This is a genomic window from Burkholderia sp. IO2, from assembly GCF_029522185.1.
Taxonomy (GTDB): domain Bacteria; phylum Pseudomonadota; class Gammaproteobacteria; order Burkholderiales; family Burkholderiaceae; genus Burkholderia; species Burkholderia cenocepacia.
On record NZ_JAKWFH010000002.1, the window covers coordinates 104,769 to 125,355 of the forward strand.

The 20,587-nt window shown below is 69.3% G+C and carries 19 protein-coding genes; 12 read left to right on the plus strand and 7 right to left on the minus strand.

The genetic code is table 11. The annotated features are described in order from the left end of the window. The first annotated feature begins 14 nt into the window (after nucleotides 1–14). The gene (locus MMB92_RS01735) at nucleotides 15–962 is read left to right on the plus strand and encodes a helix-turn-helix domain-containing protein (RefSeq protein WP_277562490.1); all 948 of its coding nucleotides are present in this window, start codon (nucleotides 15–17) and stop codon (nucleotides 960–962) included. Between the two features lie 100 nt (nucleotides 963–1,062). Here MMB92_RS01735 and MMB92_RS01740 read toward each other — a convergent pair whose 3' ends face one another. The 4 genes from MMB92_RS01740 to MMB92_RS01755 form a co-directional block, all read right to left on the minus strand. After that, a complete protein-coding gene (locus tag MMB92_RS01740; RefSeq protein ID WP_006495616.1) occupies nucleotides 1,063–1,536 on the minus strand; it encodes a nuclear transport factor 2 family protein in 474 nt (157 codons plus the stop codon). A gap of 68 nt (nucleotides 1,537–1,604) precedes the next feature. Further along, nucleotides 1,605–2,459: a DJ-1/PfpI family protein gene (locus tag MMB92_RS01745; protein WP_006485911.1), complete on the minus strand. Its 855-nt coding sequence runs from the start codon at nucleotides 2,457–2,459 to the stop codon at nucleotides 1,605–1,607. Between the two features lie 152 nt (nucleotides 2,460–2,611). Further along, nucleotides 2,612–3,358, minus strand: coding sequence for an SDR family oxidoreductase (locus tag MMB92_RS01750; RefSeq protein WP_006485909.1), 747 nt, complete (start codon nucleotides 3,356–3,358; stop codon nucleotides 2,612–2,614). A 298-nt stretch (nucleotides 3,359–3,656) separates the two neighbouring features. Continuing rightward, entirely contained in the window at nucleotides 3,657–4,562 is a 906-nt protein-coding gene (locus MMB92_RS01755) for an IclR family transcriptional regulator (protein ID WP_277562475.1), read from the minus strand. 293 nt (nucleotides 4,563–4,855) lie between these two features. On the opposite strand from MMB92_RS01755, the gene MMB92_RS01760 reads away from it, so the two are divergent. The 8 genes from MMB92_RS01760 to MMB92_RS01795 all read left to right on the plus strand — a co-directional run bounded on the left by MMB92_RS01760 (nucleotide 4,856) and on the right by MMB92_RS01795 (nucleotide 13,210). Continuing rightward, a complete protein-coding gene (locus MMB92_RS01760) occupies nucleotides 4,856–5,938 on the plus strand; it encodes an ABC transporter ATP-binding protein (RefSeq protein WP_006485925.1) in 1,083 nt (360 codons plus the stop codon). Then, entirely contained in the window at nucleotides 5,939–6,931 is a 993-nt protein-coding gene (locus MMB92_RS01765) for an ABC transporter permease (protein WP_058902769.1), read from the plus strand. It begins immediately after the preceding gene. Continuing rightward, on the plus strand, nucleotides 6,928–7,722 hold the full coding sequence (locus MMB92_RS01770; protein WP_226245089.1) for an ABC transporter permease: 795 nt from the start codon (nucleotides 6,928–6,930) through the stop codon (nucleotides 7,720–7,722). Before MMB92_RS01765 ends, MMB92_RS01770 begins: the two co-directional genes overlap by 4 nt. Continuing rightward, nucleotides 7,722–8,069 (plus strand): (2Fe-2S)-binding protein, encoded by a 348-nt coding sequence (locus MMB92_RS01775; protein ID WP_012493144.1) that lies wholly within the window; start codon nucleotides 7,722–7,724, stop codon nucleotides 8,067–8,069. Before MMB92_RS01770 ends, MMB92_RS01775 begins: the two co-directional genes overlap by 1 nt. Next, on the plus strand, nucleotides 8,066–9,508 hold the full coding sequence (locus tag MMB92_RS01780; RefSeq protein WP_034202723.1) for an NAD(P)/FAD-dependent oxidoreductase: 1,443 nt from the start codon (nucleotides 8,066–8,068) through the stop codon (nucleotides 9,506–9,508). Before MMB92_RS01775 ends, MMB92_RS01780 begins: the two co-directional genes overlap by 4 nt. Further along, nucleotides 9,501–10,652 carry an FAD-binding oxidoreductase gene (locus tag MMB92_RS01785; RefSeq protein ID WP_277562476.1) on the plus strand — a complete coding sequence of 384 codons (1,152 nt, stop codon included), beginning with the start codon at nucleotides 9,501–9,503 and terminating at the stop codon, nucleotides 10,650–10,652. Before MMB92_RS01780 ends, MMB92_RS01785 begins: the two co-directional genes overlap by 8 nt. Continuing rightward, a complete protein-coding gene (locus tag MMB92_RS01790) occupies nucleotides 10,649–11,695 on the plus strand; it encodes an ABC transporter substrate-binding protein (RefSeq protein ID WP_059722443.1) in 1,047 nt (348 codons plus the stop codon). The genes MMB92_RS01785 and MMB92_RS01790 overlap by 4 nt, the downstream gene beginning before the upstream one ends. Nucleotides 11,696–11,872: 177 nt before the next feature. Continuing rightward, nucleotides 11,873–13,210, plus strand: coding sequence for an MFS transporter (locus MMB92_RS01795; protein WP_059722442.1), 1,338 nt, complete (start codon nucleotides 11,873–11,875; stop codon nucleotides 13,208–13,210). Between the two features lie 11 nt (nucleotides 13,211–13,221). Here the strand turns inward: MMB92_RS01795 and MMB92_RS01800 are convergent, their stop codons facing one another. Further along, nucleotides 13,222–14,232, minus strand: a complete 1,011-nt coding sequence (locus MMB92_RS01800) for a 3-hydroxybutyryl-CoA dehydrogenase (protein WP_059722440.1) — start codon at nucleotides 14,230–14,232, stop codon at nucleotides 13,222–13,224. Beyond that, nucleotides 14,229–15,335, minus strand: coding sequence for an NAD/NADP-dependent octopine/nopaline dehydrogenase family protein (locus tag MMB92_RS01805; RefSeq protein WP_059722439.1), 1,107 nt, complete (start codon nucleotides 15,333–15,335; stop codon nucleotides 14,229–14,231). The genes MMB92_RS01800 and MMB92_RS01805 overlap by 4 nt, the downstream gene beginning before the upstream one ends. Nucleotides 15,336–15,484: 149 nt before the next feature. Here MMB92_RS01805 and MMB92_RS01810 point away from each other — a divergent pair, with 149 nt between their 5' ends. Then, complete coding sequence (locus MMB92_RS01810) at nucleotides 15,485–16,459, plus strand: AraC family transcriptional regulator (RefSeq protein WP_059722437.1); 975 nt, start codon at nucleotides 15,485–15,487, stop codon at nucleotides 16,457–16,459. Further along, complete coding sequence (locus MMB92_RS01815) at nucleotides 16,456–17,493, plus strand: LysR family transcriptional regulator (RefSeq protein ID WP_059722435.1); 1,038 nt, start codon at nucleotides 16,456–16,458, stop codon at nucleotides 17,491–17,493. Before MMB92_RS01810 ends, MMB92_RS01815 begins: the two co-directional genes overlap by 4 nt. A 38-nt stretch (nucleotides 17,494–17,531) precedes the next feature. Here the strand turns inward: MMB92_RS01815 and MMB92_RS01820 are convergent, their stop codons facing one another. Continuing rightward, nucleotides 17,532–18,650, minus strand: coding sequence for a porin (locus tag MMB92_RS01820; RefSeq protein WP_277562477.1), 1,119 nt, complete (start codon nucleotides 18,648–18,650; stop codon nucleotides 17,532–17,534). 418 nt (nucleotides 18,651–19,068) lie between these two features. On the opposite strand from MMB92_RS01820, the gene MMB92_RS01825 reads away from it, so the two are divergent. Next, nucleotides 19,069–20,466, plus strand: a complete 1,398-nt coding sequence (locus tag MMB92_RS01825; RefSeq protein ID WP_034202737.1) for an MFS transporter — start codon at nucleotides 19,069–19,071, stop codon at nucleotides 20,464–20,466. Nucleotides 20,467–20,587 lie beyond the last annotated feature (121 nt).

Sequence of the window (20,587 nt, forward strand, 5' to 3'; positions counted from 1 at the left end):
TCAATGGCTTCGTGATGCATCGCATTGGATTTTTCGTTTGCCGTGGCTACGACGCGCTCGATCTTGGCGGCCCGCTGTCGGCCTTCAATCAGGTGGCCACGGCCGCCGGCCATACGCCCTACGCGCTTCACGTCATCTCGCCAACCGGCGGCCCGATTCCCGGCAATACTGGCCTTTCGATCGACACGAAGCCGATCGGAAGACGCGCGTTCGACACCGTCGTGTTCGTCGGCGGCGATATCGCGCCGATGCAGACCTCGGACAATATCGCCGCGGCCAAAAAACTGGCCGCCAAGGCGTCGCGGGTGGCAAGCGTGTGCACGGGCGCGTTCCTGCTTGCCGAAACCGGCTCGCTGGACGGTTTGAGAGCCGCGACGCACTGGCGATACGCGGCGCAATTGCAGTCGCGTTTCCCTCGCACGCGGGTCGACGGCGACAGCATCTATGTCGTCGATGGCCGCGTCTGGACGTCGGCGGGTATTGCCTCCGGCATCGACCTGGCGCTCGGCATGATCGAACGGGACATCAGCGCGGAGATCGCGCGCGAGGTTTCGCGGCGGCTGGTCGTTCCGTATCGGCGGCCCGGCGGGCAGTCGCAATTCTCCGCGATGTCGCAGATGGAGCCGGAATCGGATCGCATCCGCATTGCGCTGAATTTCGCCCGCGAACATCTGGCCGAAGCGTTGCCGGTCGAACGGCTCGCCGATGCCGCCAGCCTGAGCGTGCGACAGTTCGGCCGCGCGTTTCGCCGGGAAACCGGTGAAACGCCGGCGCGGGCCGTCGAGCGTTTGCGCGTCGAAGCCGCAAGGCTGCGCCTGCAGGGCGGCAGCGAACCGATCGAACAGATTGCGCTGGCAGTGGGATTCACCGATCCCGAACGGATGCGCCGAGCGTTCATCAAGCTGCACGGGCATCCGCCGCAAGCGATTCGACGCGAAAGCAGAACGAACGCAGCGCGCTGATCGAGCCCTGCCGATCAGCGCGCTGCGTGGTCCGCTTCCCGCTAACCGGCGATGGGCGCGTGGGCACGTCGAGCGTCGTTTCGCCGGACGTCGACGATCGTCAATCCTTGACCGGCGGGTAAGCGTTCCACATGTCGCGATGCAGCTTCCACACGCCGCCCTGCTTCAGAAAGACGAGCGTCTGCTTGGCGCGGACCTTCAGCTTTCCATCACCGTCGCGAACCTCCGCATCCGACACCTCCGTCACGACCCGCTCATTGCCGTAGAACTCGTAATGGCTGAACGATACGGTGCCGGGTTTCGATCCGGCATACCCGTTGGTGAAGTACTCGGTGATCGCGCGGCGGCCCGTGACTTTATCGCCTCCCGGCGGCAAAAGCGCGCCGTCGTCGGTGTAGAGGCGGCCGATCGCGTCGTAATCCCCTCGCGCGAAGGCATCCGCCCATCGCGCGTTTTCGGCCTTGATGGCCGCTTCGGGCGGGCGTTGCGAACCTGCGGCGAGCGCCGGCGTCGCGAGTGCGAAAAAGGACACGCAGGCTGCAAGCGCAGCCGTACACGGATGGATCTGTCGCATCGAGTGATTTCCGAATAGGGTTTGAATTGAAGAGGCAGGCAACCCTGCACGGGTTGCCGGCAAACGTGTCAGCGAACGCCGGGGATGCGTGCGAGGCCCTTCGATGCGCCCGGCAGCTTCTTGTCGACCATCGCGACGAGTTCGGGCCGTGCATCGCTCGGATGACCGGAGTGGAACGGCGGAGCGGGATCGTATTCGATCACGAGTTGCGTGTATTCGGCGGCCGGCTGGCCGCGCAGCTTCGCCGCCACGCGCAGCGCGAAGTCGATGCCCGCCGTCACGCCGCCACCGCTCATGAAGCGGCCGTTGTCGTCTTCGACGAAGCGGTCGGGAACGGGAATCGCGCCGTATTCGGCCAGCTTGTTGACGAACGCCCAATGGCACGCGCTGCGCTTGCCCTCGAGCACGCCCGTCGCGGCGAGCACGAGCGAGCCGTTGCACACCGACGTCACGTGTTTCGCCCTTTCCGCCAGACGCCGGATCTGCGCCTGATACGCCGGCCGCATCGGCGCCGACAAATCGGACCCGCCGGGCACGAGGATCACGTCGGTCTTGTCGATATCCGCCAATCGCTCGGTCTTCCCGTACACGACGCCGAATTCGAGCGTCACGTTGCCGCCATCGAGGCTCGCGTAGCGAACGTTCGTATTCGGCAGCCGGTGAAAGATTTCGCTGGGGCCCGCGAAGTCGAGCAGCGTGCCGCCGTCGTAATTGACGATCAGGATGTCGAGCGGCTCGTTCGGCGCAAGCAGCCCTGCGCTGCCTGTCGGTGTCGGCGCAGGCGCGGCGTGCCCGAGCAACGCGCTGCCGCCCAGCACGGCGCCGAGGGTGGCGGCGCTGCCGAACTTCAGGACATCGCGGCGGGAACGGCCTGCCCGTGTGAGTGGCCCGGTGGGCGCATGGTTGTCGCTACTGTCGGTCAAGATGATTGCTCCTTGCACTTCGGCCCATGGGCGAGCGCGACCCCGCCGGGCCGGATCAAATAACCGCCACGGCGAACCGCGCGGCGGACGTGAAATCGGGAGGGGAACGCGCCGGGACGACGTACCGGGCTCGGGAAACGTGACGCGCGGGCTTAAAGCTGCGACGCGCCGCCATCGACGACCAGCTCGGTGCCGACGACGAACGACGATTCGTCGCTGGCGAGATAGAGCGCGGCGCAGGCGATGTCGTCCGCCGTGCCCATGCGGCCCACCGGAATCGCTTCGGCGAATTCGGCCTTGCGGGCGCGCACCCATTCGGCGGGCTTGCCCCATTTCGAGAGCAGCGGTGTGTCGATCGCGCCGGGCGCGATCGCGTTGAAGCGGATCTTCCGGTCGAGAAATTCGTACGACCAGCTGCGAGCCAGCGATCGCACGGCGGCCTTCGCTGCGGCGGTCAACGAGATGCCATGCTTGCCGGTCTGCGCGACGAAGGAGGTATTGAGGATCACCGACGAACCTTCGCGCAAGTACGGCAGCGCCGCCTGAAGCGTGAACACCACGCCCTTGACGTTGACGTCCATGATGTCGTTGTAGAGCGTGTCGTCGATGTCGTCGACGGCGGACGGGAACGCCCAGCCCGCGTTGCCGAAAACGACATCGAGGCCGCCGAACGTGTCGTTGACCTCCGCTGCAATCGCGCGCATGTCGTCGAGCGACCGTACGTCGCCCTTGAGCACGATCGCATGCTCGCCAAGCTCTGCCTTCACCCGCTCGAATACGGCCTCGTCGCGCCCCGTCACCGCGACGCGCGCGCCTTCTGAAATGAACAGCTTCGCGGTGGCCAGACCAATGCCGCTGGTGCCGCCCGTGATCAATGCCGATTTGCTCTTGAGTCGCATCTTCCGTTCCTTTTCATGTCGTGATTGATCAGGCCGGATATGCGACGCGTCATTGCGTTTGTGTGCGGACTCCGGCTTGCTCGTTCATGTGAAGTATGGAACGGGACGTATATGGCTCAAAGGTCGTATAACCCTCGAAAAACGCCATTCGATCCGAACGTATCGCGCGCTCGCGGCGCCACACGCGCAAGCCCGCAAGAAAAACGAAAGCGCGCGAGTCCGCCGGACCCTGCGCGCCTTGATCGGACGTGCATGGCTTGCGCAAGCAAGCCGATGAAACGGCAACGCGCGACGCTCGCTAGACGGTTTTCCCCGATAGCCCGTGCATCGGCCACCGCAACGCGGCGTCGAACGGATTGGTGCGCGGGCCGATCGCGTCGGCCTGGCGTCGCAGCAGTTCGACGACCATCGGCATCCGGTCGTCGCCGAGCCGCGACGCGAGCGTGCCGACGCTCAGCGCGCCGACCGGATAACCGGTGCGGTCGAGGATCGGCACCGCGACGCCGGCCATCCCGTCGAGCACGCCGCTATTGCGGCCCGCGTAGCCGAGTTGCCGCACGCGTTCGATCTCGGTGCGCAGATACACCTCGTCGAGCACGCCGTAGCCGCGAATGCGCGGCACGTTGAAGCGGATCACCTCCTCGCGTTCGGCTTCGGGCAGGAACGCGAGGATCGCGAGGCTGCCCTGTCCCACACCGAGCGCGATGCGCCCGCCGATGTCGCCGGTAAACGAGCGGATCGGAAACGGCCCTTCGCACAGGTCGAGACACACGGCGTCGAAGCCGCTCTTCACGAGCAGGAAGATCGTCTCGCCGAGGCTCGCGCACAGCCGCAGCAACGCTGGACGGCACAGCGTGCGCATGCTGCTCGGGTTGCCGGCCTGCGCGGCGAGCGCGAAGAAGTCGACGCTCAGCCGGTACAGCTTCGACTGCTCGTCCTGTTCGACCATCCCTTCGGCGATCAGCGATTGCAGGATCCGGTGCGCGGTGCCCTGCGTGAGGCCGACGGCCTTCGCAAGATGCGTGACGCGCACGCCGTCCTGCTGCATGCCGGCCAGCGCGCGCAGGATCGCGAACGCACGCTGCAGCATGCCGGTACCGGGCGCGCCGGCCGGCTCGACCGCATCTGCCGCGTCGACGACGCCCTCGTCCGGGCGCGGCGTGCGCGCGGCCGGCGACGTTCCGGGCGAATGGGGTTCCTGCATGCCGGCTCTCCTCGACGATTTCATTGAACGGAATAGGGTAGCCGCCATTGTCGTCCGGTCGAAATTCCGCTGACATCCGGGTGTGCACGGGATTGACGCGTGCGTTTCGCGGCTCGGGCGCCCTTCATCCATCGGAACGATTCGCCTGCGATCGGCCGGTTCGTTCCGTTCAACGGAATTTTTTCGAAATTCATCCCGTTGAGCAGAATTCGAAATTGACGCGCCGAAATATGGCTGGCTAGAGTCCGCGTCATCGGCGCACCGGCCACGCGGTGTGCGAACCGGAGCTCTCCATGTCGTTTCTCACGCTTACGGATCTGACGAAAACCTTCGGCGCGCTCACCGCCGTCGCGGACGTCAACCTGTCGGTCGAACAGGGCGAATTCGTGTCGCTGCTCGGGCCGTCCGGTTGCGGCAAGACCACCACGCTGCAGATGATCGCCGGCTTCGTCGACGTCACGCGCGGCCGCATCGCGCTCGACGGGCAGGACATCACGCACCTGAAGCCGAACCGCCGCGGGCTCGGCATCGTGTTCCAGAGCTATGCGCTGTTTCCGCACATGAGCGTCGCTGAGAACGTCGGCTTCGGCCTCGACATGCGCGGCGTCGACAAGGCCGAGCGCGCGGAGCGCATCCGCGCGGCGCTGGCGCTCGTACGGCTCGACGCGCTCGCGCACCGCTTTCCGCGCGAATTGTCGGGCGGCCAGCGGCAGCGCGTGGCGATCGCGCGCGCGGTCGTGATCGAGCCGCCCGTGCTGCTGCTCGACGAACCGATGTCGAACCTCGACGCGAAGCTGCGCGAGGAGATGCAGTTCGAGCTGCGCGCGATCCAGCGCAAGATCGGCACGACGACGATCATGGTCACGCACGATCAGTCCGAAGCGCTGTCGATCAGCGACCGCGTGGTCGTGATGGAAGCCGGCCGCATCACGCAGACCGATACGCCGTACCGCGCGTACGAGCGCCCGGAAAACCGCTTCGTGTCGCAGTTCATCGGCAAGGCGAACCTGTTGCCCGGCACGATCGTCGCGCACGACGGCGACGCGATCCGCATCGACCTCGGGCACGATCTCGCCGAGACGGGCCGCACCGCGCACCTGCCGCCGCGCGAGCGCGACATGCGCGTCGGCGACGCGGTGTCGGTCTGCATCCGTCCGGAGAAGCTGCGGCTGTGCGCGCCCGACGCCGGCCGCTTCGCCGCGACCGTCACGAGCCGGTTCTTCCTCGGCAGCCAGTGGCTGTACCGCGTCGACAGCGCGCTCGGCGAAGTGCTCGTGTGCTGCCAGAACGAAGGCGCGGAACCGCTCGCGGAAGGCGCGCCGGTCGGCATCGACTGGCACAGCGACGCGGTGCGCGTGATGCGCCGGGAGGCCTGAATGCGACCGCCTTCCCGCCCGCTCTCGACCGACGTCGCACCGGCCGGGCTCGCGCGATCGGGTGCGCATGACGCGGTGCCGACACGCACCGCCGCGCACGCGACGCAGCCGGCCCGCACGACACGCGCGAGCTGGCGCGCCCATGCGCCGCTGTGGCTGATGTGCGCGCCCGCATTCGCACTCTTCGCCGCGCTCGTGCTCGTGCCGCTCGCGATGACCTTCGTGTTGACGTTCTACCGCTTCGACCCGGCCACCGGCCCGATCGCCGCGTTCCAGTTCGGCAACTACGCGGAAGTGCTCGGCTCGTCGTATTTCCACACGATCTTCGCGCGCACGTTCGGGATCGCCGCGCTGACCACCGCGATCTGCGTCGCGATCGGCACGCCGGAAGCGTACGTGCTGTCGAAAATGCGCGACCCGTGGCGCTCGCTGTTCCTGCTCGCGATCCTCGCGCCGCTGCTGGTGTCGGTGGTCGTGCGCGCGTTCGGCTGGAGCATGCTGCTGAACACCGGCGGGCTCGTGAACCAGGCGCTCGGGCTCGTGGGTCTCGGGCCGTACAAGCTCGAATACACGACCTTCGCGATCGTGATCGCACTGGTGCACGTGATGCTGCCGTTCATGGTGATTCCCGTGTGGACCGCGCTGCAGCGGCTCGATCCGCAGACCGAACACGCGGCGCTGTCGCTCGGCGCGTCGCCGTTCACGACGCTGCGCCGCATCGTCGTGCCGCAACTGATGCCGGGCGTGCTGTCGGGCAGCCTGATGGTGTTCGGGCTGTCGGCGAGCGCGTTCGCGATTCCGGGCCTGCTCGGCGGACGACGGCTGAAGGTCGCGGCCACGGCCGTCTACGACGAGTTCCTCGGCTCGCTGAACTGGCCGCTCGGCGCGACGATCGCGGTGCTGCTGCTCGCCGCGAACCTCGTCGTGATGCTCACTTACTACCGCGTGCTCGAACGCCGCTACGCGCGCAGCCTCGGAGGCGCATCGCGATGAGAAAGAACGGTCCCTTCGCCCTCGCCTTCCACACGCTCGTGATCCTGTTCGTGCTCGCGCCGCTCGTGATCGTCGTGCTCGTCGCGTTCACGCCCGACGAAACGCTGACACTGCCGACCCGCGGCGTGTCGCTGCGCTGGTTCCGCGCGATCCTCGACTATCCGGACTTCGTGACCGCGTTCTTCAACAGCGTGAAGCTCGCGTTCGCGTCGGCCACGCTGTCGCTCGCGATCGGGCTGCCGGCCGGCCTCGCGATCGGCCGCGCGACGTTTCCGGGCCGCGCGTTCCTGAACGGGCTGCTGCTGTCGCCGCTCGTGATTCCCGGCCTCGTGCTCGGCATCGCGCTGCTGCGCTTCTTCGCGCTGATCGGCGCGACCGGCTCGTTCGCGTGGCTCGTGCTCGCGCACATGATCGTCATCACGCCGTTCGTGATGCGCCTCGTGCTCGCGTCGGTCGCCGGCCTCGACCGCAGCATCGAGCAGGCCGCGTGCTCGCTCGGCGCGGACCCGTGGACGATCTTCCGCCGCATCACGCTGCCGATGATCGTGCCCGGCATCACGGGCGGCTGGCTGCTCGCGTTCATCAACAGCTTCGACGAGCTGACGATGTCGATCTTCATCACGTCGCCGCAGACGGTCACGCTGCCCGTGCGCATGTACATGTACGCGACCGAATCGATCGACCCGATGATGGCGTCGGTGTCGGCGCTCGTCATCTTCATCACCGCCGGCGCGATGCTGCTGCTCGATCGCGTGTACGGCCTGAACCGCATCCTGATCGGCCAACATTGATGACGACTCCCGTTTCCCGTTCCACTCACGTCGCGGACGACGGCGCGCAGTTCGTGCGCGTCGCCGAACGCGAACGCGCCCCCGTCGCGTTCGTGCTCGACGGCCGGCCCGCGCAGGCGCTAGCCGGCGACACCGTGCTCACCGCGATCCTGGTCGCGCAGCGTCGCGTGCGCGTCAGCGAATTCAGCGGCCAGCCGCGCGCGGGTTTCTGCCTGATCGGCGCCTGCCAGGACTGCTGGGTGCGCACCGAAGCCGGCGCACGCGTGCGCGCATGCTCGACGCCGATCGCCGACGGCATGCGGATTCTTACGGCCGCCCGGCCGGCCGCGACCGGAGACGCATCGTGAGCGCCGTACTGCAACCGGTGATCGTCGGCGCGGGGCCGGCCGGCGTGCGCGCGGCCGAGGCGCTGGTCGACGCGGGGCTGCACCCGGTCGTGATCGACGAGAACGCGCGCTGGGGCGGGCAGATCTACCGCCAACCGCCGGCCGACGCCGCATTCGTGCGCGGCAAGCGCACGCTGTACGGTTTCGAGGCTGCGAAGGCCGACGCCGTGCACCAGACGATGGCCGCGCTGCTGCCGCAGGTCGACTACCGGCCGAACACGCTCGCGTGGTCATGCGGCGCGGGCCGCGTCGACACGCTGCAGGACGGCCGCGAAGTGACGGTGCCGTACTCGCACCTGATCGTCGCGAGCGGCGCGACCGACCGCATGCTGCCCGTGCCGGGCTGGACGCTCGCGGGCGTCTATACGCTCGGCGGCGCCCAGGTCGCGCTGAAGGCGCAGGGCTGCGCGATCGGCCGGCGCATCGTGCTCGCGGGCACGGGGCCGCTGCTTTACCTCGTCGCCTACCAGTATGCGAAGGCCGGCGCGAACGTCGCGGCCGTGCTCGACACGAGCCCACTGCGCCGCCAGGCCGCTGCCGCGCCCGCGTTGCTGCGCATGCCGTCGATCTTCGCGAAGGGGCTCTACATCATCGGCTGGCTGCGCGCGCATGGCGTCGCGATCGAAACGGGCGTCACGCTCGAGCGCGTGCTCGGCGACCGGCATGTGACGGGGCTCGCATGGCGCGCCGCCGGCGACGATGGGCAAACCGCGTCGCCACGCGTACTCGATTGCGACGCGCTCGGCCTCGGTTTCGGCCTGCGTTCCGAGACGCAGCTCGCCGATCTCGCCGGCTGCCGCTTCGAATTCGACCCGCTCAATCGCGCCTGGCTGCCCGAGCGCGACGCGGCCGGACGCACGTCGGTGCGCGGCCTCTACGTGGCGGGCGACGGCGCGGGCATCGCGGGCGCCGACGCGGCCGAGGCATCGGGCCGGCGCGCGGCGCTCGCGTTGCTCGACGACGCCGGCATCGCGTCGCGCTCGCCGTCCGCCAAACCCGGCGCGGCCGCGCTCGAACGCACGCTCGCCCGCATCGGCGCATTCCGCGCCGGCCTCGAAACGGCGTTCGCGCCGCCGGCCGAACAGGCTGCCCATTGCGCCGACGACACGATCGTGTGCCGCTGCGAGGAGATCGACGCGGGCACGCTGCGCCGCTGCGTGCGCGACGGCGCGGCGACCGAATTGAACCGGCTGAAGGCGCTGACACGCGTCGGCATGGGCCGCTGCCAGGGCCGCATGTGCGGCGATGCGGCCGCGCTCGTGCTCGCCGCCGAAACCGGCCGCCCGCTCGCCGACGTCGGACGGTTGCGTGCGCAACCGCCGGTGAAACCGTTCCCGATCTCGGCCGCGCTCGCGGGCGACGAGGTCGCGGCGATTCCCGACGAGGCACGCGATGAGTGAGATCCGGCATTACGACGTCGCGATCGTCGGCGGCGGCCTCGTCGGCACGTCGGCCGCGCTCGCGCTGACGCGCCGCGGGCTGCGCGTCGGGCTGTTCGAACGGCGCGACTGCGGCGCGCAGGCGAGCGGCGTGAACTACGGCGGCGTGCGCTGTCAGGGCCGGCCGGTCGAGCAATTGCCGCTCGCACTGCGGGCGCGGCGCATCTGGGATCGCCTGCCCGAGCTGATCCGCATCGATGGCGAATTCGTCGTGTCCGGCCACTTGCGACTCGCACGCAGCGACGCCGATCTCGATGCGCTCGACGCGTACGCCGTGCTCGCCGGCGAACACGGCTTGCCGCTGCAGGTGATGCGCGGCGACGCGTTCCGCCGCCGCTACCCGTGGCTCGGCCGCGCGGCGCTCGGCGGCTCGCTGTGCGAGACCGACGGCCATGCGAACCCGCGCCTCGTGTCGCCCGCGTTCGCGCGCGCGGCCCGCGCGGCGGGCGCGGACGTGTTCGAGCACACCGCCGTCGATGAGGTTCATCACGACGGCACGCGTTTTCACTTGCAGGCGGGCGGCCGCGCGCACACCGCGACGTGGCTGATCAATTCGGCGGGCGCATGGGCGAACACGATCGCCGAACGCTTCGGCGAGGCCGTACCGATGGAGCCGATCTACCCGAACATGTGGGTGACCGAGCCGCTGCCGCCGTTCATCGCGCACAACCTCGGCGTGTATGGCGGCGGCGTGTACGCGCGGCAGGTCGCGCGCGGCAACTGCGTGATCGGCGGCGGCCGGGGCCGCGGCGACGGCGAGTTCGGCCAGCCGTCGGTCGATACGACGCGCGCGGTGATGCGCGATGCGTGCGCGCTGTTGCCCGCGCTGCGCGACGCACTGCTGATCCGCACGTGGAGCGGCGTCGAGGGCTGCACACCCGACCACAACCCGATCATCGGCGCGAGCCGCACCACGCCGAATCTGCTGCATGCGTTCGGCTTTTCCGGCGGCGGCTTCCTGCTCGCGCCGGGCGTCGGCGACGTGCTCGCCGATCTCATCACCACCGGCGAAACCGCGACGCCACTCGATGCATTCTCGATCGGCCGCTTCTTCCCGCAAGCCGTGCCGACCGCCCCTTTCCGTCAAGAGGAAACCCAAAGATGAAACTGCTCGGAACGATCGCGGCGGCCGCCGCCCTCTGCATCGCAGGCGCCGGCACGCCCGCGTTCGCGCAAACGAAGACCATCTACGTCGGCATGAACGGCGGGCCGATGGAGAAGGCCTATACGAGCCAGGTGCTGCCCGACTTCGAGAAGGCCAACAACGTCAAGGTGGTGATCGTGCCCGGCACGTCGTCGGACGTGCTCGCGAAGCTGCTCGCGAACCGCAACAAGCCGCAGATCCACGTCGCGTTCCTCGACGACGGCGTGATGGCGCGCGCGGTAAGCCTCGGCGTGTGCCAGAAACTCGACGATTCGCCGGTGCTCAAGGAGCTGTACCCGTTCGCGCGGATGAAGGACGACGTCGGCGCGGGCGTGCAGCTCGGGATGACCGGCATCGCGTACAACAAGAAGCTGTTCGCCGAGAAAGGCTGGGCGCCGCCGACCTCGTGGATGGATTTCGCCGATCCGAAATACAAGGGCAAGGTCGTGTTCCAGTCGGCGTCGAGCAGCACGTTCGGGCTGCACGGCTTCCTCGCGATCAACCGGCTGCTCGGCGGCAACGAGCAGAACGTCGAGCCCGGCTTCGGCAAGTGGGCGAGCACGGTCGGGCCGAACGTCGTCGAGTACATCCCGAACTCGGCGAAGATCTCCGAGATGGTGCAGACCGGCGAGGCCGGCCTGTTCCCGCTCACGCCGACCGGCGTCGGCGACCTTCAGGACAAGGGCATCCCCGTCGCGTATGCGAACCCGAAGGAAGGCCCGGTGCTGCTGCTCGTCGACCTGTGCGTGGTCGCGAACAATCCCGATCCGCAACTCGCGCAGAAGCTCGCGCAGTTCCTGCTGTCCGCGCCCGCGCAGACGAAGGCGGCCGAGGCCGGCAAGCAGATTCCGACCAACCGCCTCGCGAAGATGCCGGCTCCGATGCAACAGAGCCTCGGCAACGTCGACGACCTGGTGCGCAAGGTGACGGTGGTCGACTGGACCGCGATCAATGCGCGCCGCGCGCAGTGGGATACGCGGTGGAACCGGCAGATCGAGCGCTGACGGGCCCCGGCGCGCGCTGGCACGGCCACGCGCGCCCCGACCATCATTTGCGGGAGTGATGACACTCCCCTTTTTCTGCGGATTTGACCGGGGCCGGCGGGGCCGACAACACTAGCCCGCAGTGCCGCATGCATCGCGAAGACGGCACGCGCCCGCCTCCCCCTTCAGAGTTCCGCCATGTACCCGACCGACACCGTGCAATCCCCGAGCGCCGTCCGGCCGCTCGCCGACCGGCAACTGCGCCGGATCGTCATCGCCTCCGTCGCCGGCAACGCGATGGAGTGGTACGACTTCTTCGTGTACGGCACGGCCGCGGCGCTGGTGTTCGGCCACGTGTTCTTCCCGCCCGGCGCATCGCCGCTCGCCGGCAGCCTCGCCGCATTCGCGGCGTTCGCGCTCGGCTTCGTCGCGCGGCCGCTCGGCGGGATCGTGTTCGGCCACATCGGCGATCGCTACGGGCGCAAGGCATCGCTCGTCTGGACGCTGCTGATCATGGGCGCGTCGACCTTCGCGATCGGCCTGCTGCCGACCTATGCGCAGGTCGGCCTGTGGGCGCCGGCCGCGCTCGTCGTGCTGCGCCTGCTGCAGGGCATCGCGTCCGGCGGCGAATGGGGCGGCGGCGTGCTGATGATCAGCGAAAACGCGCCACCCGAGCAACGCGGCTATTACGCGGCGTGGAGCCAGCTCGGCGTAGGCGGCGGCTTCGTGCTGTCGTCGGCCGCGTTTCTCGCCGCGCAGGCGCTGCCGGACGACGCGTTCCGCACGTGGGGCTGGCGGCTGCCGTTCCTCGCGAGCGTCGCGATCTTCGCGATCGGCATCTATATCCGCCGCCATCTGCCGGAAAGCCGCGACTTCGAACAAGCCGGCAAGCGCGGTGCGCACACGCATTTGCCGATCGTCGAGTGCATCCGCCGCCACCCGAAGGAAATCCTGCTCGCGATGGGGCTGCGCGTGGCCGAGAACGGCGGTGCGTACATCTTCCTCGCGTTCTCGCTCGTCTATGGCAAATACCTGGGGATTCCGAACGGCACGATGCTGACCGGCGTGATGATCGCGATGATCGTCGAGATGGGCGCGATGCTCGCGTGGGGCCGGCTGTCCGACCGGATCGGCCGCAAGCCCGTGTACCTGATCGGCGCGCTGAGCCTCGTTGCGTGCGCGTTTCCGTTCTTCTGGCTGCTCGATACGCGCGTGACGCCGCTCGTGTGGCTCGCGCTGACGGTCGGCACGGCGGTGAGCCACGGCGCGATGATCGGCACGCTGCCCGCGCTCGTCGGCGAGCTGTTCAGCACCGAAGTGCGCTATTCGGGCGTCGCGCTCGGCCACGAAGTCGCGTCGATCTTCGCGGGCGGGATGTCGCCGCTGATCGCGACCGCATTGCTCGCGCGCTATCACGCGTCGTGGCCGGTGTCGCTGTTCCTCATCGCGCTCGGCCTCGTCACGGTCGCGACGCTGTGCGTGATGCGCGAGACGCGCACCACGCCCGCCGACGGTTCGCGCGGCGACCCGGCATGAGCGCGCGCCGCTCAGCGCCCGGTGTCGCGCCGCGCGCTGTCGAACGCCGGTGCCAGCCCGAGATGGTCGAGCAGCCGCGCGAATTCGCCGAGCCGCTGCCGCATGTACGCGGGCACGTCGACCGCCGCATAGTCGTGGAAGCCGGCGCCCGTACGCACGCCGTCGCGCCCGGCTTCCATGTTGCGCACGACGCTCGCGGCCGGCGCGAAGCGCGGGCCGATCTCGCCGGCCAGGTACCGCGACGCGTAGTAGAGGATGTCGCAACCGCCCCAGTCGATGAATTCGAGCAGCCCGAGCACCGCGAAGCGCGGGCCGAAGCCGGTGCGGATCGCCGTGTCGATGTCCTCGGCGCTGGCCACGCCTTCCTCGACCATCCGCGCGGCCTCGTTCATCGCGAGCGCCTGGATGCGCGGCACGATATAGCCGGGCGCCGGCCCGCAGATCACCGGCTTCTTGCCCACGCGTTCGAGCAGCGCCGCGAGCGCGTCGACGACGGTTTGATCCGTTGCGTCGCTGCGGCTCACCTCGACGAGCGGCATCAGCAGCGCGGGGTTCAGCCAGTGCGCGTTCAGCATCCGCGCGGGGTGCGCGACGTGGCGCTGCAATTCGGTGACGACGAACGTCGACGTGGTCGACGCGATCGTTGCGTGCGCATCGACGTGTTCACCGAGCCAGCGCAGCGCGTCGGCCTTTGCTTCGAGCACTTCGGGCAGCGCCTCGAACACGATGTCGGCATCGCGTACCGCGTCGGCCGCGCCGTTCCGCGCCACGAGCGCGATGCGCGCGACGACGGCATCCGCCTGCGCGGTGTCGATGCGGCCCAGCGCAACCTGCGCATGCAGCGGCCGGATGATCTCGTCGCGTGTGCGCACGTCGAACGCGCGCCGGCCGGCCGCGTCGCGCGGCTTGAAGTCGATCAGCGTCACGTCGAGGCCCGCGAACGCGAACACGAGCGCGATGCCCTGCCCCATGCGTCCCGCGCCGAGCACGTGGACGCGCGTCACATCGGCAGCCGCCTTCATTTCGCGTACCCCGCGTCGAGCAGCGCGCGCAGCGCATCCTTCGACAGCGCCGCGAGCCCGAGCCGCTCCAGCGTGCGCCCTTCCGCATACAGGTCGCGCACCGCGACCGCGCTCGCGATACTCAGCAGCCCCTGCGCGACGGGCGTCGGCACGCCGGCCCAGCGCCCGCACGACACGATGAACGACAGCCCGAGCCGGGTGTCCTCGAGCATGTAGCGATGCGTGCGCAGATCGATCTTCTCGCGCCAGTCGCCGCTATCGGTCAGCTTGCCGTGCGCGCCGCGCCCGTACATCCACTCGTCGCCGTCGGTCGCGTAGTGATCGGCGAGCGGGAAATGCGGCGCGCGGTAGCCGAGCGCTTCGCGCACCGCGATGCGTTCGGCGTCGAGCGCGTTCGTCACGCGGCGGATCGACGGCTGCGTGCCTTCGTTGTGGATGTCCCACGCGTCGAAGTGTTCGAGCGGCCCGGCGTTCATCAGGATCAGCGGCGGATGGATCACGGGGCCCGCGTTCATCAGCGCGCCGGACAACGCATCCTCGACCGGCTCGACCGACGGATAGCCGGCGCGCAGCACGTCGAACGCCCAGCCGGCCGCGTTCGCCGGCCACACGCCGGTCGGCAGGCGCGTCGCGTACGCGCTGATCACGACGTCGTTGTCGCCATGCTTGCGCACCAGATACGGCAGCGTGCCGGTTTCGGCGAACGCGACGCGCGCACGGTTGCCGGCGTCGGCGGCCGAGCGGGCGAACACGACGCTGCCGAACGTGCCGGGCGGCAGGAACACGACCTGGCCATCCTCCAGCAGCGGCCCGACCTGCGCGGCGAGCGCGTCGTGCGACGTAGCCGGCAGCGGCACCACGACGAGCCGCGCGCCGCGCAGCGCGGCGGCGAGATCGTCGGTCAGGCGGATCGCGCCCGGCGCATCGCCGAGCGGCACCGCCCGCTTGCCGCGATAGTCGGTGACGTTCAGCACGCCAAGCTCGCGCAGCCGCGCATGCGGCTCGCGATCGCGCCGCCACCACGTCACGTCGTGGCCTTTTTCGAGCAGGTCGATGGCCGCCGCATGGCAGCCGTGGCCGCCGCCCAGAACACATACCTTCATCGTTTTCTCCCGGTGATCGAGTATGTCCGAGACTACGCGGGCACTTGCACCGCGTCGCTTCAAAACGCGCAACGACACGCCCGTTCGCGCAACGCAATCGCGGTGCGGCAGATGCTGCCGCGCCCCTGCATCCGCCACGAGGTCTACGAATGGACATCGCCCTTTCCCGCCATGCGCCGAACCGGCTCGGCACGCTGCAGGCGCCCGACGAAGTCGAACGCGCGGTCGCGCACCGGCTCGGGCCGCACCGGATGGCCGCGGCCGGCCGCGATCCGTTTCACGCGGAGCTGTACGAGGTGCCGCTGCATCACGGCGCGCTGCTCGAACTCTGCTACGGCCGCGCAACGCGCATCGAGTTCGGCGACGATGCCGATCACTTCCTGTTCCGGCTGACGCTCGCCGGTGCGTGCGAACTGCAGGCCGGCAACGTCGTCGCGCGCGCCGGCCCCGGCGCGCTGACCGTATCGTCGCCCGCGCTTCCGAGCCGTCTGCGCACGAGCCCCGATTGCCGCAACCTCGTGCTGCGGCTCGAGCGCGGCGCGCTCGAGCGCAAGTTGCAGGACATGCTGCAGGCGACGCTCACGCGGCCGCTGCAATTCGATCTCGCGGCCGGCGGTGCCGGCGCGGGCACCGCGCTCGTACGGCCGACCTTCGAATACCTGTGCCGGCTCGGCGCGCAGCCGGGCATCGGCGCGGCGTCGCCGGTGTTCGGCGCCGACCTCACCGCGTGGCTGATGTCGCTGCTGCTCACGCACCTGCCGCATTCGTACAGCGACGCGCTGCGACGCGGCACGCCGCCGCTGCCCGCGCACGTGCGCCGTGCGTGCGCTCACGTCGATGCGCACCTCGGCGAACCGCTCGCGCTCGCCGCGCTGGCGGCCGTCGCCGGGGTCGCGCCGCGCACGCTGCAACATGCGTTTCGCGCGTTCCTGCACACGTCGCCGGCCGCGTACGTGCGCGAGCGCCGGCTCGCCGCCGTACACGCGGCGCTACAGCGCGGCGACGCGCGCAGCGTGACCGACGTATTGATCGCGCACGGCATCCATGGCTTCGGCCATTTCGCGAAGGCGTATGCACGGCGTTACGGCCACGCGCCTTCCGTCACCGCGAGGCAGACACGATGACGCTTTCCGCTCCCGGCCGCCCCGCGGCCCCGGCCCGCCCCGACCCCGCGCCGCACGACGGCGACGCGTCCGACGGCCTGCGCGTGCAGGATCTCGATCTCAACCTGTTGAAGACGTTTCGCGCGGTGTATGAAGCGCGGCACGTCGGCCGCGCGGCGCTGCGGCTCGGCGTCACGCAGCCGTCCGTCAGCTACGCGCTCGGCCGGCTGCGGCTGATGTTCCGAGACGCGCTGTTCGTGCGCACCGGCACCGGCGTCGAGCCGACGCCGCGCGCGCAGCGGCTCGCGATCTCGGTCGACAAGGCGCTCGCGATCCTGCAGGACGTGCTCGACGAAGGCTCACGCTTCACGCCCGACAGCACGCAGCGCGTGTTCCGCCTGCACATGAGCGATTTCGCGGCGAGCGCGTTCCTGCCGACGCTGCTCGCCGCGTTCGCCCGGCGCGCGCCGGGCGCCGTGATCGAGACGCTGCACGTCGACGAATGCCAGCTGAACGTCGCGCTCGAATCGGGGCGCATCGACTTCGCGCTCGGGCATTTCGCCGATGCGTCGAGCCACTTCCAGCGCACCGCGCTGCTGCACGAGCGCTGTGTGCTGCTGATGCCGCGCCGCACCGCGCAGCGCGTCGGGCTGCCCGACGATTTCGTGCTCGACGGCGCGGCGCCCGACGCGCTGCGCTTCGTCGCCGTCACGTCGCATCCGCAGTCGATGCAACTGCTCGAACGGCACGCACTGATGCCGCGGGTGCGCGCGGCGCTGCCCGATTTTCTGGTGGTGCCGGCGCTGTTGCAGGACGGCGACTACGCGCTGATCCTGCCGGAGACGATCGCGATCACGTTCGCGGCACGCCAGCCGTGCGTGCTGTACGAGATCGCCGGCGCCGGCGAATGGGGCGTCAACGCGTACTGGCACCGCCGCTTCGACGCGGACCCCGGCCATCGCTGGCTGCGCGCGCTGCTGCTCGAGCTGTTCAATATCGGCGAGCAGGCGCCGTTCGACGCATGGCTCGCGCCGCAGCCGCCCGCCTGCGCGTAGCGGCGCGAGCGGACACGGGCGCGGGCTCGCCGAGACGCTCAGAACGACGTGAGGATGCCGGCGACGAGCGAACTCGCGGTCGCGCCCGGCTTGGCCACCGCGACGCCGCCGCCGGCCGCGCCGTTGACGACGAAGCGGGCATGCGCGCCGTTGCGTACCATCGCGGCGCCCGTGTACAGCACCGTGCGCTTCGACAGCGGATAGTCGAAACGAATGCCGTACGAATCGGCATTGCCGTCGCTGTCGGCCACCTTCCGGTAATGGCCGACGCTCAGCAGCAGCAACGCACGCCCGATCGGCACCGTCGCGCTGAGCTCCATGATGTCGCTGTGCGGATAGGCGCTCTGACTGTCGATCGCGGTCGCGACATCGGGGCCGCCGCGATGGCGCAGGTACAGCGCGGCCACCTTCACGACGTTGAAGTCGTACGAAATCGCACCGAGCGTGTAGTTGCCGTTCGCGGCCGTGCTCGTGGCGCCGAGCGTCGATGCGGCCACCGGGCTGAACTTCTGCTGCATGTAGTCGACGTCGACCGACAGCCCGCCGCGCACGTAGTTGAGGCCGGCGCCGTAGGTATCGCCGAGCGTCGCCGGCTGCCCGGCCGCGCCGTTGGCGCCGCGCGCGGCCATCGCGCGCAACAGGAAGCCCGCGTAGCGCGGCGACGTGTAGCGCATCGAGTTGCGTACGCGCAGGAACGCGGGCCCGACGAAATTGTTGGTCGCGTTGCCCCAGGCGAGCCCCGCGCCGAGCCCCGGCAGGCTGTACGTGACGAGCGTCGTATGCAGGATCGTGTAGAGCTCGCCGAACTGCACGCCGCCGAACGGCCCGGTGATGCCGACCCACGCTTCGCGGCCGAACAGCGCGCTGCTGTTCGACAACGCGCCGCTCGCCGCGTTGAAACCGTCCTCCAGCTTGAAGATCGTCGCGTAGCCGCCGCCGAGATCCTCGACGCCCTTCAGCCCCCACTGCGACGCCCACAGGTTGCCGCTGCCCATGCGCGTCACGTGGTTCGGCCCGGCGTTCGCGTATTCGATCGCGGTGTCGATGCGGCCGTAGAGCGTCACGCTCGATTGCGCGACGGCCGGCAGCGCGATGCATGCGAGCAGCGCGGCAAGCGGTACGGCAAGCCGGTCGGCCCGCCCGTTCGGATGGTTCATCTGCGTCGTCCCGTAGAAGTTGCGGCGCCTGTCGGCATCGCGCCGCTTGATGTGAAGCGCGTTCGCTTTCAGATGCGAACGCTGCCGATAAAAACCGGGCCGAGTCTAGGAACGACAATTTCGGACGTCGACGCAATGCGCTCTATAACGCTTATAGATGCGCCGCATGACGCGCGCGGGCCCCGCCGCACGCGCGCTGCACGGCGGCCCGTGCGCACGGTCTCGGTGTTTTCTTTATCCGGGTCGGTAAATGTCCGTGTGGCGCGGCTGTCACTCCGGCTATGGCGGCCGAATTTGGCCGACTACGCTGCTCTCCGATCGTGTCGATCGTGTCACCCGCACGCTTTCGCGCCGCGACCGCGCCCGGCCCGCCAGGCCGATGCCGCGCTTTCCCACCGCCCGCTCCTGGAGAACCCGCATGTCCGCATCCACGGCCCGCGCTGCCGACGGCAAGCGCTATACGTACGAATGGTATGTCGTCGTCATCTGCATGCTCGCGTACATCTTTTCGTTCGTCGACCGGCAAGTCCTCGTGCTGATGATCGAACCGATCAAGCGCGACCTGCACCTGTCCGATACGCAGTTCAGCCTGCTCAACGGCTTCGCGTTTTCGCTGTTCTATGCGGTGATGGGCTTGCCCGTCGCGTATCTCGCCGACCGCTATGCGCGCCCGCGCATCATCTCGCTCGGCATCGCGCTGTGGAGCGTCGCGACCGCCGCGTGCGGGCTCAGCCAGCATTTCGTGCAGATGTTCGTCGCGCGGATGGGTGTGGGCGTCGGCGAGGCCGCGCTGTCGCCCGGCGCGTATTCGATGCTCGCGGACTACTTCCCGAAGGAGAAGCTCGGGCGCGCGGTCGCCGTGTATTCGCTCGGCTCGTTCATCGGCGGCGGCATCGCGTTCCTGATCGGCGGCTACGTGATCGCGCTGCTCAAGCATGCGAGCGCATTCACGCTGCCGGTCGTCGGACAGGTGCATGCGTGGCAGGTCACGTTCCTGATCGTCGGGCTGCCGGGCATCCTCGTCGCGCTGCTGTTCGCCGCGACCGTGCGCGACCCGCAGCGCAAGGGGCTCGCGCAGGATCGCTCGGGCGCCGTGCGGCGCGTGTCGATGCGCGATTCGCTGCGCTTCGTCGGCACGCACCGCGCGACCTTCGCGTGCCACTACCTCGGCTTCTCGTTCTACGCGATGGCGCTGTACTGCCTGCTGAGCTGGACGCCCGCGTTCTATATCCGCCGCTTCGGGATGACGGCCGTCGAAGCTGGCTATACGCTCGGCATCGTGCTGCTGGTCGCCAACACCGCCGGCGTGTTCTGCGGCGGCTGGCTCAACGACTGGCTGCTGCGGCGCGGTCGCGGCGATGCGCCGATGCGCGCCGGCGCGATCGGCGCCGCGTGCATGGCGATCCCCGCGACGCTATTCACGCAGCTCGACAGCCTGCCCGCATCGCTCGCGATGCTGGTCGTCGCGATGTTCTTCGCGTCGTTCCCGATGCCGACCTCGACCGCCGCGATGCAGACGCTCGCACCGAACCAGATGCGCGCGCAGATCTCCGCGTTGTTCCTGCTCGTGTCGAACCTGATCGCGCTCGGCATCGGCACGACCGTCGTCGCGCTGTTCACCGATCGCGTGTTCGGCGCACCGGCCGCGGTCGGCCATTCGATGTCGATCGTCAACGTCGCGGCGGCCACCCTGGCCGCGCTGCTGCTCGCGGTCGGCTGCCGGCACTATCGCCGCAGCCTCGACCGTGAACGCGGTCACACGTCGGCCGCGACGCCGCAGGCCGCCGGCGCTGGCGACGCGATTGCCGCGCGCTGAACGCCGGGCACGACCGCGCGCCCGAGTATTATCCATCCGGCTGATTCAGGCATCGTTTTTTAATCGATTTGATTTATGCGATGCCCGTCCCTATTCTCGATCGCATGAAGGCGCGGGCTCT

Coding starts and splice junctions, on each gene's coding strand:
- MMB92_RS01735 (WP_277562490.1), top strand. CDS start 15: ATGCATCGCATTGGATTTTTCGTTTGCCGTGGCTACGACGCGCTCGAT.
- MMB92_RS01740 (WP_006495616.1), bottom strand. CDS start 1,536: ATGCGACAGATCCATCCGTGTACGGCTGCGCTTGCAGCCTGCGTGTCC.
- MMB92_RS01750 (WP_006485909.1), bottom strand. CDS start 3,358: ATGCGACTCAAGAGCAAATCGGCATTGATCACGGGCGGCACCAGCGGC.
- MMB92_RS01755 (WP_277562475.1), bottom strand. CDS start 4,562: ATGCAGGAACCCCATTCGCCCGGAACGTCGCCGGCCGCGCGCACGCCG.
- MMB92_RS01760 (WP_006485925.1), top strand. CDS start 4,856: ATGTCGTTTCTCACGCTTACGGATCTGACGAAAACCTTCGGCGCGCTC.
- MMB92_RS01765 (WP_058902769.1), top strand. CDS start 5,939: ATGCGACCGCCTTCCCGCCCGCTCTCGACCGACGTCGCACCGGCCGGG.
- MMB92_RS01770 (WP_226245089.1), top strand. CDS start 6,928: ATGAGAAAGAACGGTCCCTTCGCCCTCGCCTTCCACACGCTCGTGATC.
- MMB92_RS01775 (WP_012493144.1), top strand. CDS start 7,722: ATGACGACTCCCGTTTCCCGTTCCACTCACGTCGCGGACGACGGCGCG.
- MMB92_RS01785 (WP_277562476.1), top strand. CDS start 9,501: ATGAGTGAGATCCGGCATTACGACGTCGCGATCGTCGGCGGCGGCCTC.
- MMB92_RS01790 (WP_059722443.1), top strand. CDS start 10,649: ATGAAACTGCTCGGAACGATCGCGGCGGCCGCCGCCCTCTGCATCGCA.
- MMB92_RS01795 (WP_059722442.1), top strand. CDS start 11,873: ATGTACCCGACCGACACCGTGCAATCCCCGAGCGCCGTCCGGCCGCTC.
- MMB92_RS01800 (WP_059722440.1), bottom strand. CDS start 14,232: ATGAAGGCGGCTGCCGATGTGACGCGCGTCCACGTGCTCGGCGCGGGA.
- MMB92_RS01805 (WP_059722439.1), bottom strand. CDS start 15,335: ATGAAGGTATGTGTTCTGGGCGGCGGCCACGGCTGCCATGCGGCGGCC.
- MMB92_RS01810 (WP_059722437.1), top strand. CDS start 15,485: ATGGACATCGCCCTTTCCCGCCATGCGCCGAACCGGCTCGGCACGCTG.
- MMB92_RS01815 (WP_059722435.1), top strand. CDS start 16,456: ATGACGCTTTCCGCTCCCGGCCGCCCCGCGGCCCCGGCCCGCCCCGAC.
- MMB92_RS01820 (WP_277562477.1), bottom strand. CDS start 18,650: ATGAACCATCCGAACGGGCGGGCCGACCGGCTTGCCGTACCGCTTGCC.
- MMB92_RS01825 (WP_034202737.1), top strand. CDS start 19,069: ATGTCCGCATCCACGGCCCGCGCTGCCGACGGCAAGCGCTATACGTAC.